The organism is Zobellella endophytica (assembly GCF_003012775.1).
Lineage (GTDB): Bacteria > Pseudomonadota > Gammaproteobacteria > Enterobacterales > Aeromonadaceae > Oceanimonas > Oceanimonas endophytica.
Genome location: NZ_PXYG01000001.1, coordinates 888,715 through 901,871, shown reverse-complemented (window position 1 = coordinate 901,871; position 13,157 = coordinate 888,715). Strand labels below are relative to the sequence as shown.

Genomic DNA, 13,157 nt, shown 5'->3' with positions numbered 1-13,157 from the left:
ATGCTGGAGGTTCGGTTGTAGGGTCGACGTCGGTCGACCGAACTCCAACGCCGTGGTCGGGGTGGTCATTGTAGGATCGAATTTATTCGACCGAACCCCGACGCCGTTATCGGACAGGTCCACTGAAGTGGACCCTACGGCAGACCCGGTGCAACGCGCCAACTTGTAGGGTCGAATTTATTCGACCGAACCCCAACGCCGTTATCGGACAGGTCCACTGAAGTGGACCCTACGGCAGACCGGCGCAACGCGCCAACTTGTAGGGTCGAATTTATTCGACCGAACCCCAACGCCGTTATCGGACAGGTCCACTGAAGTGGACCCTACGGCAGACCGGCGCAACGCGCCAACTTGTAGGGTCGACGTCGGTCGACCAAACCACGGCACCGATGGTGAGTGGTCCGTTGAAACGGACCCTACAGCGGGCCCCGCGGTTGCTTCTTGCCCAGCCGCCAGCGGTGGTAGCGGGCCAGCCAGGCCAGCAGCCGCTGCGGGGCATGGGCCTTCTTCCACTCGCCGGCGGCGTACTTGTTGGCTTCGCTCAGGGTGGGGTAGATGTGGATGGTGGCCAGCAGCTTGTTGAGCCCGAGCCCGTGGCGCATGGCCAGCACATATTCCGCCAGCAGCTCGCCGGCGTGCTCGCCCACTATGGTCACCCCCAGTATCCTGTCCTTGCCCGGCACCGTCAGCACCTTGATAAAGCCGTGATCGGCGCCGTCGGTGATGGCCCTGTCCAGATCGTCCAGCCCGAAGCGGGTCACCTCACAGGCGATGCCCCTGTCCCTGGCCTCGGCCTCGGACAGGCCGACCCGGGCCACCTCCGGATCCACGAAGGTGCACCAGGGGATCACCGAGTAGTCCACCCGAAACCGCCTGAACTGGCCGAACAGGGCGTTGACGCTGGCATACCAGGCCATGTGGGCGGCGATGTGGGTGAACTGGTAACCGCCGGCCACGTCGCCGGCGGCGTAGATGTGGGGGTAGAGGGTTTCCAGGTAGTCGTTGGTCTCGAGGCGTTTGTCGGTGTCGATGCCCAGTTGCTCCAGGCCGTAGCCGGTCAACCGGGGGCGGCGGCCCAGGGCGACCAGCAGATCGTCGAAGGCCAGCGCCACTTCCCGGTCGTGATGGCGGACGATCAGCCGCTTGCCGTTGTCATCCTGCTCCAGCCGCAGCGGCTGATGGCCGGTCAGCACGGCGATGCCGTCCTGGGTGAGCGCCGCCTTGAGCAGCTCGCTCACCTCCTCGTCTTCCTTCGGCATCAGCCGGGGGTTGCGCTGCACCAGGGTCACCTCCGATCCCAGCCGGGCCAGGGCCTGGGCCAGCTCGCAGCCGACGGGGCCGCCGCCCAGCACCAGCAGCCGGCGGGGCGGGCTGTCCCGCTGTGCCAGGGCCTGCCACAGGGTGTCGCTGGTGAGATAGTCCACCGTTTCCAGCCCCGGCAGCTCGGGCACCAGGGGCTCGGCGCCGGCGGCGATGATAACGGCGCGGGCGGTCAGCCGGCGGCAGCCGCCGTCGTTGAGGTTCACCTCCACCGTCCAGGGATCGAGCAGGCGGCCGTGGCCCTGCAGCACCTCCACCCCCAGGGCGGTATATCGCTCCACGCTGTCGTGGGGCTCCACCTTCTGGATTACCTCCTGCACCCGTTGCATCACCCGCCGGAAACTGAACGCGGGTTGGGTGGCGTGGAGGCCGTAGCGGTCGGCGTGGCGCATCTGGTGGGCCAGCCTGGCGCTGCGGATCAGCGCCTTGCTCGGCACACAGCCGGTATTGAGGCAGTCGCCGCCCATTTGGCCCGCCTCGATCAGGGTGACCCTGGCCTTGACGGCGGCGGCGATATAGGCGCTGACCAGGCCGGCGGCGCCGGCGCCGATCACGATGAGGTTGCGATCGAAGCGGTGGGGTTTGTGCCAGCCCTTATAGACCCGGCGGCGCTGCATCAGGCGGACCAGGTGGCGGGCCAGCAGCGGAAAGATGCCGAGCAGGGCGAAGGAGAGCCACAGGGCGGGGGAGAGGATGCCGCCGAGGGAGTCGAGGGCGGCGAGTTGGGTACCGGCGTTTACATACACCAGGGTGCCGGGCAGCATGCCGAGCTGGCTCACCCAGTAGAAGCGGCGGGCGGGAAAGGGAGTCAGCCCCATCAGCAGGTTGATCAGGAAAAAGGGGAACACCGGCACCAGCCGCAGGGTGAACAGGTAGAAGGCGCCGTCCCGCTGAATACCGGCGTTGACCGCCTTGAGCCGGCTGCCGAAACGGTGCTGCACCTGGTCGCGCAGCAGGAAGCGGGCCACCAGCAAGGCCAGGGTGGCGCCCAGGCTGGAGGCGAAGGACACCAGCACCAGCCCCTGCCAGAGGCCGAACAGGGCGCCGGCGGCCAGGGTCATGACGGCGGCGCCGGGCAGGGACAGGGCCGCCACCAGCACATAGAGCAGGAAGAAACCGGCGGCGGTGAGCCAGGGCGACCGGGTGCGCAGGGCGGCGAATTCCGCCTGGTGCCGCCTGAGCGCCTCCAGGGTCAGCCACTCGTGGCCGCCCAGGGCGAAGAAGAGCAAGACGATCGTCAGTAACACCAGCAACAGGATGAGCTTTTTCATTTGGGCTCCCGGCGCCAGGGCTGGGTCAGCAGGCGGGTCAGCCGCAGTTCGGCCGGATCCTGGAAGTCGTTCAGCCCGATGGTCATGCGCCGGTGTCCCGCCTCGGGCTGGGCCTTATAGGTACCCAGCAGGCGATCCCACCAGGGCAGGTTGAAGCCGAAGTTGCTGTTGGTTTCACGCGGGATCACCGAATGGTGCACCCGGTGCATGTCCGGGGTGACCAGCAGCAGGCGCAACCCGGCATCGAGCCGGGGCGGCAGCCGGACATTGCCGTGGTTGAACATGGAGGTGGCGTTGAGCAGCACTTCGAACAACAGCACCGCCAGCGGCGGCGCGCCCAGCAGGATGACGGTGCCCAGCTTGATCCCCATCGACAGCAGTATCTCCAGCGGGTGGAAGCGCAATCCGGTGGTGACGTCGATGTCCGGATCGCTGTGATGCATGCGATGCAGCCGCCACAGCCAGGGCAGGGCGTGGAACAGCCGGTGCTGCAGGTAGATGATGAAGTCCAGCACCAACAGGGAGAGCGGCAGGCTGAGCCAGAGCGGCAGCGGCCACAGCCACAGCAGCCCCCAGCCGTGCTGCTCCGCCACCAGGGCGGCTCCCACGGCGGCGAGCGGAAACAGCCACCGCAGCAGCAGGGTATTGATGGCCACCAGCAGCAGGTTGGCCGGCCAGCGGCGCCGGCGCGGATAACGCCGCTGGCGGCGCGGGGTGATCAGCTCCCACAGCATCATCACCAGCAGTATGCCGGCAAAGGCGGCCAGCCGGAGCAGGGGTTCATGAGTGAGCGGAATGTCCAACGGTCAGCCTCGTCCGGGATGTCAGTGTGCGAACATAGCGGCGCCCACCCACTGGGAGGGCAGCCAGAACAGATCGTCGGGTTCGTCGATGTCGCGCAGGCACTCGCCCTGGTAAAAGCACCAGCCGAGTTCGCGGATGCGTTGGCGGGTGAGCGCGGCAACCTTGTCGGTGCTCCAGGGGATGTCTTCGAACAACCGGGGGGAGAAACGACGCAGGCCGAGCAGGGCGTAGCCGCCATCGCAGGTGGGGTGGAGCATCACCTCGCACCGACCGAGGCGGTGGGCGGCCTGGCGCAACAGGGCGGGGTTGAGGTGCGTGCAGTCGGTGCCGATCAGCAGGATCTGTTCATCCTGTTGCAGGCCACGCCGGGCCGCCCGGGCCATGCGCGCACCCAGGTCGCCCTCGCCCTGAGCGCTGAGTTCGATATGGGCGGGCAGGGCTGTGCCGGCCCAGGGCGGTTGCCCCGGCGCGGGGCTGGCGCACAGCTCCACCGGGCCCAGCTCGGCGGCCCGGCAATGGGTCAGGGTCGACATCAGCATGCGCCGGGCCAGGCGCGCCGCGCCCTCGGGCCCCAATGCCGGGATCAGCCGGGTCTTGGCCTGGCCGGCCAGCGGCGCCTTGGCGAACACGATGATGCGGGTGCTCATCGGTAGGCCCTCGCCAGCAAGGCCGGATCGGCGCCCCGCCAGTAGGCGAAGCGCAACCGCCACATCAGCCAGATGGTGCGAAATACCCCCCGGCTTTCCCAGCGCCGGCCCGAGGTGCTCGCTTTCAGCCCGAGGCTGGCCGGCGGCCCCAGCCGCTTGAGCCGCTTGCTGAGCTCGATGTCCTCCATCAGCGGCTGCTCGGGAAAACCGCCGATGGCTTCAAAGGTGCTCCGGCGCACGAAGATGGCCTGATCACCGGTGGCGATGCCGGTCAGCCGTGAGCGCAGGTTGACGAGTCGGGCCACCAGCCCGAGCAGGGGGTGGCAGCCGGAAATGGCAATATCGAAACGGCCCCAGTGCCGGCAAGTCAGGGCCTGCGCTACTGCCTGCCGGGCCAGGGGGGGAAGCCGGGTGTCCGCATGCAGGAACAGCAGCAGGTCGCCCCCGGCCTCGGCGGCGCCGGCATTCATCTGCCGGGCGCGTCCGGGGGCGCTGGTGACCACCCTGACCCCGGCCCGGCGGGCCAGGGCGACGGAATCGTCCGAACTGCCGCCGTCCACCAGGATCACCTCGGTCCGGCAGTCCCGCAGCGGCAGCGCGGCCAGGGTCCGGGGCAGGATCCCGGCCTCGTTCAACACCGGCATGATGATGGAGAGGGTCATGCTGGCTCCTTGTGCAGGGCACCGCCGCAGCTGCTGCCCTGGCCGGCGGTACAGCCGTAGCAGTGCTCGGCCACCCGGATGGGCTGGCCTTCGAGCTCCCGGTGCAACAGATCGCGCAGGTGCGGGCGGCCTTCCCCGGGCAGGCGCAGCCCCAGTTGCTGGTTGAAGTCGCAGTCGTACAGATGGCCCTGCCAGTCCACACTGACCAGGTTGCGGCACATCAGCCCCGGCAGGTTGGCGGCGGAGAAGTTGTCCTTCAGCAGACGCAGGTAGTCGTGGAACTGGCGCTTGCAGAGCAGGTAGTCGCCGAAGCGCTTGACTGGCATGTTGGCCAGCGCGAACAGCCGGTTGAAGCGGATGCCGAAGTGCGCCCACAGCTCGCGCCGGTAGTCGGCCTCCAGCGCCGCCTGGGGCGGCGGCAGGCTGGGGCCCTGGGGATTGTAGACAAGGTTCAGTTCCAGTCCCGAACCGGGCTGGCCGTAGCCCAGCCGGTTGAGCCGCTGCAGGGCGAGCACGCTCTTGTCGAAGGTGCCCTTGCCCCGCTGCCTGTCGACATTCTCCATGGAATAACAGGGCAGGGAGGCCACCACCTCCACCCCCTGTCCGGCGAGGAACTCGGCCAGGTCGTCCTGCCCCGGCTCGAACAGTATGGTGAGGTTGCAGCGGTCGATCACCTTCACTCCCAGGGCGCGGGCGGCGGCCACCAGCGCCCGGAAGCCCGGATGCAGCTCGGGGGCACCGCCGGTGAGATCCAGGGTCGACAGCTGGCGGGCCCGCAACACCTCGGGGATCAGCGCCAGGTTGTCCTCGTCCATCATCTCGGTGCGGTGGGGGCCCGCGGCCACATGGCAGTGCACGCACTTCATGTTGCACTTGTAGCCCAGGTTCACCTGCAGGGTATCGAGCCGGTGGCGGCGGATGGCCGGAAAGTCGGTCAGATCCAGCAGTGGCAGTGTGTCTCTCATGGGATCTCCCATTCAATGCGGGGGCCGTCGGCGGCGCAACCTTGTGTTCGCGGCCGCCCTGTTTAAAGTTTAAACCCTGCCAGCGGCAAAGATCTTTCAGGCTGAGTGAGCGACAGGCCCTATTCCTCGGGATCCTCCTTCTGCAGGTTGCCGTTGTCGGGACGGTCGGCGTAGCGTCTGGCTATCCGGCGGATCACCGGCAACTGCCGTTCGAAGTTGCGGCAGCCCCTGCACATCAGGGTATGCAGTTTCAACGCCAGTTTTTCGCCGGTGGTCAGGGCGCGCTCCTGGCTCTCCGACATCAGTTGGGTGGCTTGTCGACAATTCAGCATGAGCAGTCTCCTTGTCGTTGCCATTTGTTTTCCAGGCATTCGCGCAGGCGCAGGCGGGCCCGGTACAGCAGCACATTGAGATTGCTGACCGTAAGCTCGAGCTCCTGGCAGATTTCATTGCTGTCCAGATTGATAAACTCCCGCATCATAAACACCCGTCCCTGATTGGCGGGCAGGTGATCCAGGCAAAACTCGAAAATCGCCCAGAACTGCTCGTCCTCGTAGCTGGCTTCGGGGGAGCTCCAGCGGACGGGGTGTTCTTCCCGGAGCCACCTGCCATGCTGATTGAACAACTGCGCTTCCAGATCCTGCTCCTCATCGCTGCTCAGGCTGGAGGCCGTGATCAGCCGCCGGTTTTTGCGAATGATGTCGGCAATCTTGTTGCGCAGTATGGCGAATACCCAGCTCTTGTAGGCGGCCTTGCCGGTAAAGGAGTCGGCATACTTGAAGGCGCCGAGCAGGGCCTCCTGTACCGCGTCTTCCGCCAGATGGGGATCCTTGAGCTGCAGCGTGGCAAACCTGAGCATCTGCCGGCGGAGCTCCCCGGATAACAACTCGGGACGGGCGTCATGGTGTCCATCCCGAGTCAGCTCGTGTCGTTGGGGCATGCGGCCTCTTTATGTCGGCTACTGTTGATACGGAAAGACTCTAGTCTTCAACGGCTTGAGCGGCCAGCGTTGTCGACTCTGCTGTTGGTGAGTCGCTTTGCCGGGGCCATTCTTACAGTGAACCGAAAAAATTCATCAACTATCGTTTGTAATGAAAGCGGCTTCCCGCCGACTGTAATGAGATATGGGCATTGCCGCCCGTGTAAATGGCTGTTCCGAATAGTAGATCAATCAAGACAGCGGGCGGGTACTGCTAAGCAGACCCTCTGCGCCAGGGGGCGCGAAGCGCCTAGCACAGCTTCTTGGCGCCGCGACCGAGTTGCCAGTGGCAAGTCGCAGCGCGGCGCCAAGAGCTGTTTCCGCGACATCGGCGCGGCGGAGCCCCCAGGGATGGGTTTACGGCGTGTCTGTGTGCGGTGCCCGGTCGATGTAGCACCATTAGGATCAGTTATTTACTGCCTAACCCCCGAGCTACCGAGGTCTTACCCATGAGCCGATATCATATTTTCAGCCCCAGTGATGCCATCGATTACGCCCGCCGGCATGGCCCCGGCCTGGGTACCGAGCTGTCGGCGGAGGAAGTCGGCGATGGCAACCTCAACCAGGTGTTCCGGGTGGTGGATGAAGAGAGTGGGCGCAGTGTCATCGTCAAGCAGGCGCTGCCCTATATCCGCTGTGTGGGCGAGTCCTGGCCCCTGACCCGGGAGCGGGCCAGGATTGAAGCCGGGGTGTTGCTGCAGCATGGCCGGTGCTGCCCGGAACATACGGTGGCGTTGCTGCACCAGGACGCCGGGCTGTCGGTATTGCTGCTGGAGGATCTGTCGGCGTGGCGGCTCTGGCGCCAGGCCCTGCTCGAAGGGAATGCCCCTGCCGGCGCGGCGGCCCGGCTGGGGCATTACCTGGCCCGGGTGCTGTATCACGGCTCCGATTTCGGTCTGGCTTCCACCGCCAAACGGGCCGAAGTCGCCCGTTTCAGCAACCCCGAGCTGTGCGCCACTACCGAGGCGGTGTTTTTCGACGATCCCTACCGGGATCATCAACGCAATAATATCGCGCCCGGTCTTCGCCCCCTGGCCGGGCAGCTGTGGCGGGACGGCGCCCTCAAACGTCGGGTGGCGGCGCTCAAACACCGTTTTCTCTGTGATGCCCAGGCGCTGCTGCACGGCGACCTGCACACCGGCTCGGTATTTATAACCGAAGACGAACTCAAGGTGTTTGATGCCGAATTCGGATTCTATGGTCCCATGGGATTCGATCTGGGCTCGGCCATCGGCAACCTGTTGCTCAACCTCTGTGGTCAGCCTGGCCTGAACCCGGGGGAGAAGGGGCGGGCAGAACAGTGGCGGCGGCTGGAGGAGGTGTTGACCCTGTGGCGGGTGTTCCACGACGAATTCACCGCCCTGGCGACGGGCTGCGCGGATCCGGCGCTGGCCGAGCCGAGTTATGTGGAGGAGTTTCTGGTACAGGTTTGGCGGGACAGCCTGGGCTACGCCGGTACCGAGCTTATCCGGCGCACCATCGGCATCGCCCATGTGACGGATCTGGACGGCATTGACGATGCAGGGCTCCGGCTGGACTGCCAGCAGAACGCCCTGAGACTGGGGAGGGAGCTGATCCTGGGGGCCGAAACCTGTGCCGATGGCAATGCCTTGAGGGCACTGCTGGCGGCGTACGGAACCGCCCCTCGAGCGGACCGGTAGCTCAAGGGGCTGACCCGTTTCTCGCCTCCGCGCGGGCGGAGAGCCATGGACCCTTTGCACCGGACTTTTGCCTGCGCGGAGTGGCCATGGAGCAAAAGCAAAAAGCCCGCATTGCTGCGGGCTTTTTGCTTGCTGTTTGGCGGTGAGGGAGGGATTCGAACCCTCGATACGTTGCCGTATACACACTTTCCAGGCGTGCTCCTTCAGCCACTCGGACACCTCACCAAATTTTTTTGCGTTTTTTATCAACGGTGTCCGCTTCACCGGTCTTTCGTCTTCGGATTACTGTCCTCGGGCTGGCGCAGCACGCTGCGTGCTTATTTGCCCCGGCTTCGCCTCTTGGCAGCCACTCGGACACCTCACCAAATTTTCGCGTTTTTTATCAACGGTGTCTGCTTCACCGGCCGTCCCCGCCTGGGAACGGGGCGTAATTTAACGGCTCGGCCGGTGATGTTCAAGGCTTTTTAGCCAGGCCGGGTGCGACTGGCTTATCTCTGTGCAGTTTGCGGAGTTAATGCACAGCCGACGGCTGTTTCTGCGGTTCGTCGAGGGCGAGAAAGCCGAGTTCGCCGATTTCCTGCACCAGTTGCTGGGTCGCCATCATGGTCTGCTGCATGATCCACAGGAACTGATGCTGCTCGATGCCGGCCTGGGTATGCAGGTAATTGGCCACGATCAGCCGGGGCAGGTTGTCGTCCACGATATCGACAAACACCTTGAGGCTGGGGTAGTTCATGTTCAGCCGGGTCAGATCGGCCACCAGCGGCAGCAGGGCGGTGGGGCGGATTTCGACTTCGGTGGTGACGATGGCGTCTTCATGCTCAACAAACAGCCGGCTTTCCAGCACCCCGTCCAGGCCCTGGACGTCGGACAGGTGAATGCCATGGCAATGTTCACAGATGTAGTGGTCAATGTGGCCGGTAGTGAGCCAGCGCATGGCGATTTCTGCTGTTAACACGGTATTTCCTGAAAAGTTGAGCCTGAAAGGCCGCTAGTGTAAACCAAAGGGCAGGCGAGGAGAATCAAAAGCCGGCAACGCCGGGAAAGCGCGCCGAAGGCGGTGTCTTTCATTTGATTTTACAGCCGAAAGCGGGAATGCTCTTGGTATGCCAAGGGCGCTGCCGCGCCGAACCGCCACAAGGAAACCCGAGATGAAAACGCTGCTTGTCGCTGTCGATCTGGAGCCGGACTCCGTATTCGTGGTCAAACGGGCGGCCGAGCTTGCCGTTCGGCTCAAGGCCAGCCTGCACCTGGTACATGTAATCAATGATGCCCTTACCCTCTATGAGCCACTGGTGGAGATTTCGGTGCGCCACCGGCTCAAGCAGGCGGCCGACATGGCCTTGAACAAGCTGTTCGACGGCCTGCCCGGGGGGCTCAAGCCGACCAGCACCTGCCATGTAATGCTCGGCAAGCCCGACAAGGCGGTGATCAAGAAAGCCGGAGAGATAGGGGCGGATCTTGTCATCGTCGGCCGGCACCATCAGGATCCGGTACAGGACTTCTTCATGGGCACCACGGCGGAGCGTTTGCTGCGCCATTGCGCTCTGCCCCTGCTGATGGTGAGTGGCGAGTCCGCCGGGCCCTACCGGCAACTGGTGGCGGCCACGGACTTCTCCCGCAGTTCCCATCACGCCTTGCAGGCCGCCCTGGCGCTGGTACCCACGGCGCCGATCCGGCTGGTGCACGTCTTCGATCCGCCGTTCATGGGATTTGTGCGCTACAGCCAGGTTGATATCGATACCCTGATGGATCACCAGAAAGCGCGTATCGAGCGGGAGGTGAAAGACGAGATGGCGCATTTTCTGGCCCAGGACGACCAGAGCCGCATTACCACCGAGCTGATGGCCGGCGACATCCAGGCATGCCTGAACCAGGCGGTGGACAAGTATCGGCCGCAACTGCTGGTGCTGGGCACCCACGGGCGCCAGGGCATCAGCCGCCTGCTGATCGGCAGTGTGGCCATGAGCTTTCTGAGCACCCCGCCCTGCGATGTGCTGGTGGCCCGCTGAAACAAAAACGCCGTGACGCAGAGTGTCACGGCGGTCGGCATTCGGCGGTAATGCGGGCTCAGGCAAACAATGAAGGCCAGTCCAGCTCGCTCTTGCCCAGGACCAGGAAGTAGGGGTTGAGCACGGCGCCGGGGTTGGCGTAGCTGAGCGGTTGGCCGTCCAGTTGCACTACGGCGCCACCGGCCTGCTCCGCCACGCAATGGGCGGCGGCGGTGTCCCACAGCGAGGTGGGTCCCAGGCGGGGGTAGGCATCGGCGGCGCCTTCCGCTACCAGGCACAGTTTCAGCGAGCTGCCCATGGGCACCAGTTCATGGTCGCCCAGCTTGGCCAGCAGTCGCGGCATCTCCTCGCCGGCGTGGGAACGGCTGCCGACCACGCGCCAGGGGGTGCCCGGCCGGTGCTCGGCGACGCGGATGGGTGCGCGGTTGCCCTGGGTGTCGACCTTGAAGGCGCCGAGGCCGGCGGCCGCGCTGTAGGTTACGTCGAGGGCCGGGGCATAGACCACGCCCAGTACCGCTTTACCCTGTTCGATCAAGGCGATATTGACGGTGAACTCGCCATTGCGCTTGATGAATTCCTTGGTGCCGTCGAGCGGATCCACCAGCCAGTAGCGTCCGGCGCCGTCCGGCCCGGCGAACTGCTCGGTGTCTTCTTCCGACAGGACAGGCAACGCCAGGCTGAGGGCGCCCAGGCGGTCGGCGATCAGGCGGTGGGCGGCGGCATCGGCCTCGGTCAGGGGAGATTTGTCGGCCTTTTCTTCCACCGAGAATTCGCGGCCGTAGATGGTCATGATGGCGGCGCCGGCTTCCCGGGCGATGGCTTCCACTTCGCCGAGCAGATCGGCCGTAATATAATCAGAGTTCACCATTGTGCTCCATGAGGTGAGATCAAAACGGGGCCCATGATATAAAAAAACGCGGCTGATGCCCAATAACAAGGACACGTCATGAAAATAGCCATACTGGACGATTATCAGGATCAGGTCCGCAAGCTGGACTGTTTTGCCCGCCTGGCCGGACACGAGGTCACCGTCTTCACCGACAACTGCCAGGACCCCAAAGCGCTGGCCGAGCGGTTGCAACCCTTCGATGCCCTGGTGCTGATCCGCGAGCGAACCGAGATAACCCCCTCATTGCTGGCCGCCTTGCCCCGGCTCAGGCTGATCAGCCAGACCGGCAAGATAAGCAGCCATCTCCGCCTTGCGGACTGTACCCGCGCCGGGGTGGCCCTGGCCGAAGGGGTGGGCTCGCCGGTGGCGCCGGCGGAGCTGACCTGGGCGTTGATCATGGCGGCCAGCCGGCAGCTGCTGCCTTACTGCGATGCGCTCAAGGCGGGCCATTGGCAGCAGAATGGCGGCCTGGGCCTGGGCCGGGCGTTATCGGGCCGGACCCTGGGCATCTGGGGCTACGGTAAGATAGGCCGGCGCATCGCCCGCTTCGGCCAGGCGTTCGACATGCGGGTACAGGTGTGGGGCAGCGAGGCCTCGCGGCAGCAGGCGAGCGAGGACGGGCTGCTGGCCGCCCCCGACCAGGCCGCGTTTTTCGCGGGCAGCGATGTGCTGAGCCTGCACCTGCGGCTGAACGACGCGACCCGCCATCGGGTGACCGCCGCCGATCTGGCGCTGATGAAAACGGATGCGCTGCTGGTGAACACCAGCCGGGCCGAGCTGATCGAGCCCGGTGCCCTGGTGGCCGCGCTCGAGCGGGGCCGGCCCGGCTTTGCGGCGGTGGACGTCTACGAGCAGGAGCCGGACGGCGAGCAGCTGCGCCGGTTGCTGGCCCTGCCCAAGGTGCTGTGCTCGCCGCATCTGGGGTACGTGGAGCAGGGGGGCTACGAGCTGTACTTCGGCGCCGCCTTCGACAACATCCTGGCCTTCGCCGGGGGCCGGCCGGTGAACATCGCCAACCCCGAGGTGCTGCATGACTAGGCGGGGGCGACGGCGGAGCTTCAACCTCCGCCTGCTGGGCGGCGCCCTGCTGCTCGGGCTGGCGCTGCTGCTCCAGGGCCTGTGGTCGGACGGCGGCGGGTCCCATAGCAACCCGCAACTGGCACAGACCCTGGCCCTGATCGAACGGGGCGGACCCTTTCCCTACCGTCAGGACGGCACCGTTTTCCACAACCGGGAAGGATTGTTGCCGCCCCGCTCCCGGGGCTATTACCGGGAATACACGGTAGACACTCCCGGGTTGAGCCACCGGGGACCCCGGCGGGTGGTGACCGGCGGCAACCCGCCCGAAGTCTACTATTATACCGAAGACCACTATCACAGTTTTACCGAGCTCAGGGTGAACCATGACCGACACTGAACTGACACTGTTGCTGAAAACGGGACCGGCCCGTCTCTGTTGCCTGGCGCCGGATGCCCAGCTGGCGCTGGAGCTGGCCGCCACCCGGCTCAGGCTCGACTTTTATCCGGTGGATTTCGGCGAGGTGGACTCCAAGGCCGCGTGCCTGACGCAGCTGGCCGCTGCCCTGGGGCTGCCGGACTGGTTCGGGCACAACTGGGATGCGCTGAGCGATGCGCTCACCGAGCTGGGGCGGCCCGGTGGCCGGGGCATGGTGCTGTGCCTGCAACAGGTGGAGCCCTTTGCCTGCCGGGAGCACCCGAGCTGGCTGACCCTGCTGGATATCATGGAGGAAACCGCCGATTACTGGGGCCCGCAGCAACCGTTCTGGTGCGTGATCCTCAGCACCTCGCCGGCGCTGCTGTCGGTGCCGGTGCTGGCCAACCACTGAGACCGCCGTTCCACGACTTTATGCCCGCCGCCGGTGCGTGAACTTTGAACTTTGCCACCGGCATGGGTATGCTGTGCGCCTGCGGCCCTGCCGCCTTCAT

Annotated in this window: 14 protein-coding genes and 1 tRNA gene; 5 read left to right on the top strand and 10 right to left on the bottom strand. The window is 65.4% G+C overall.

Translation table 11 applies throughout. The annotated features are described in order from the left end of the window. Positions 1 to 416 precede the first annotated feature (416 nt). The 7 genes from C7H85_RS04160 to C7H85_RS04130 all read right to left on the bottom strand — a co-directional run bounded on the left by C7H85_RS04160 (position 417) and on the right by C7H85_RS04130 (position 6,609). The gene (locus tag C7H85_RS04160; RefSeq protein ID WP_106728416.1) at positions 417 to 2,591 is read right to left on the bottom strand and encodes an FAD-dependent oxidoreductase; all 2,175 of its coding nucleotides are present in this window, start codon (positions 2,589 to 2,591) and stop codon (positions 417 to 419) included. After that, complete coding sequence (locus tag C7H85_RS04155; protein ID WP_106728415.1) at positions 2,588 to 3,394, bottom strand: sterol desaturase family protein; 807 nt, start codon at positions 3,392 to 3,394, stop codon at positions 2,588 to 2,590. Before C7H85_RS04155 ends, C7H85_RS04160 begins: the two co-directional genes overlap by 4 nt. Positions 3,395 to 3,415: 21 nt before the next feature. Further along, positions 3,416 to 4,042: a TIGR04282 family arsenosugar biosynthesis glycosyltransferase gene (locus tag C7H85_RS04150; protein WP_106728414.1), complete on the bottom strand. Its 627-nt coding sequence runs from the start codon at positions 4,040 to 4,042 to the stop codon at positions 3,416 to 3,418. After that, a complete protein-coding gene (locus C7H85_RS04145; protein WP_106728413.1) occupies positions 4,039 to 4,704 on the bottom strand; it encodes a TIGR04283 family arsenosugar biosynthesis glycosyltransferase in 666 nt (221 codons plus the stop codon). Before C7H85_RS04145 ends, C7H85_RS04150 begins: the two co-directional genes overlap by 4 nt. Continuing rightward, positions 4,701 to 5,669: an arsenosugar biosynthesis radical SAM (seleno)protein ArsS gene (gene arsS / locus C7H85_RS04140; protein WP_106728412.1), complete on the bottom strand. Its 969-nt coding sequence runs from the start codon at positions 5,667 to 5,669 to the stop codon at positions 4,701 to 4,703. The genes C7H85_RS04145 and arsS overlap by 4 nt, the downstream gene beginning before the upstream one ends. A 119-nt stretch (positions 5,670 to 5,788) precedes the next feature. Beyond that, positions 5,789 to 6,001, bottom strand: coding sequence for a zf-HC2 domain-containing protein (locus tag C7H85_RS04135; RefSeq protein ID WP_210433552.1), 213 nt, complete (start codon positions 5,999 to 6,001; stop codon positions 5,789 to 5,791). After that, positions 5,995 to 6,609 carry an RNA polymerase factor sigma-70 gene (locus C7H85_RS04130; protein ID WP_106728411.1) on the bottom strand — a complete coding sequence of 205 codons (615 nt, stop codon included), beginning with the start codon at positions 6,607 to 6,609 and terminating at the stop codon, positions 5,995 to 5,997. The genes C7H85_RS04135 and C7H85_RS04130 overlap by 7 nt, the downstream gene beginning before the upstream one ends. Positions 6,610 to 7,097: 488 nt before the next feature. On the opposite strand from C7H85_RS04130, the gene mtnK reads away from it, so the two are divergent. After that, complete coding sequence (gene mtnK, locus C7H85_RS04125; RefSeq protein ID WP_106728410.1) at positions 7,098 to 8,309, top strand: S-methyl-5-thioribose kinase; 1,212 nt, start codon at positions 7,098 to 7,100, stop codon at positions 8,307 to 8,309. Positions 8,310 to 8,446: 137 nt separating this feature from the next. Here the strand turns inward: mtnK and C7H85_RS04120 are convergent. After that, a tRNA-Ser gene (locus C7H85_RS04120) sits at positions 8,447 to 8,534 on the bottom strand. 286 nt (positions 8,535 to 8,820) lie between these two features. Continuing rightward, positions 8,821 to 9,246, bottom strand: a complete 426-nt coding sequence (locus C7H85_RS04115; RefSeq protein WP_106728409.1) for a YbjN domain-containing protein — start codon at positions 9,244 to 9,246, stop codon at positions 8,821 to 8,823. Between the two features lie 214 nt (positions 9,247 to 9,460). On the opposite strand from C7H85_RS04115, the gene C7H85_RS04110 reads away from it, so the two are divergent. Beyond that, entirely contained in the window at positions 9,461 to 10,321 is an 861-nt protein-coding gene (locus C7H85_RS04110) for a universal stress protein (RefSeq protein ID WP_106728408.1), read from the top strand. A gap of 58 nt (positions 10,322 to 10,379) precedes the next feature. Here the strand turns inward: C7H85_RS04110 and cysQ are convergent, their stop codons facing one another. Next, positions 10,380 to 11,186 carry a 3'(2'),5'-bisphosphate nucleotidase CysQ gene (cysQ, locus tag C7H85_RS04105; RefSeq protein ID WP_281257559.1) on the bottom strand — a complete coding sequence of 269 codons (807 nt, stop codon included), beginning with the start codon at positions 11,184 to 11,186 and terminating at the stop codon, positions 10,380 to 10,382. 81 nt (positions 11,187 to 11,267) lie between these two features. Here cysQ and C7H85_RS04100 point away from each other — a divergent pair, with 81 nt between their 5' ends. From C7H85_RS04100 to C7H85_RS04090, 3 genes are read left to right on the top strand one after another with little or no spacing between them, the layout of a single operon-like run. Next, positions 11,268 to 12,248, top strand: coding sequence for a D-2-hydroxyacid dehydrogenase family protein (locus C7H85_RS04100; RefSeq protein WP_106728406.1), 981 nt, complete (start codon positions 11,268 to 11,270; stop codon positions 12,246 to 12,248). Then, positions 12,241 to 12,627 carry a guanyl-specific ribonuclease gene (locus C7H85_RS04095; protein WP_106728405.1) on the top strand — a complete coding sequence of 129 codons (387 nt, stop codon included), beginning with the start codon at positions 12,241 to 12,243 and terminating at the stop codon, positions 12,625 to 12,627. Before C7H85_RS04100 ends, C7H85_RS04095 begins: the two co-directional genes overlap by 8 nt. After that, positions 12,614 to 13,057, top strand: a complete 444-nt coding sequence (locus C7H85_RS04090) for a barstar family protein (protein ID WP_106728404.1) — start codon at positions 12,614 to 12,616, stop codon at positions 13,055 to 13,057. The genes C7H85_RS04095 and C7H85_RS04090 overlap by 14 nt, the downstream gene beginning before the upstream one ends. Positions 13,058 to 13,157: the final 100 nt, after the last annotated feature.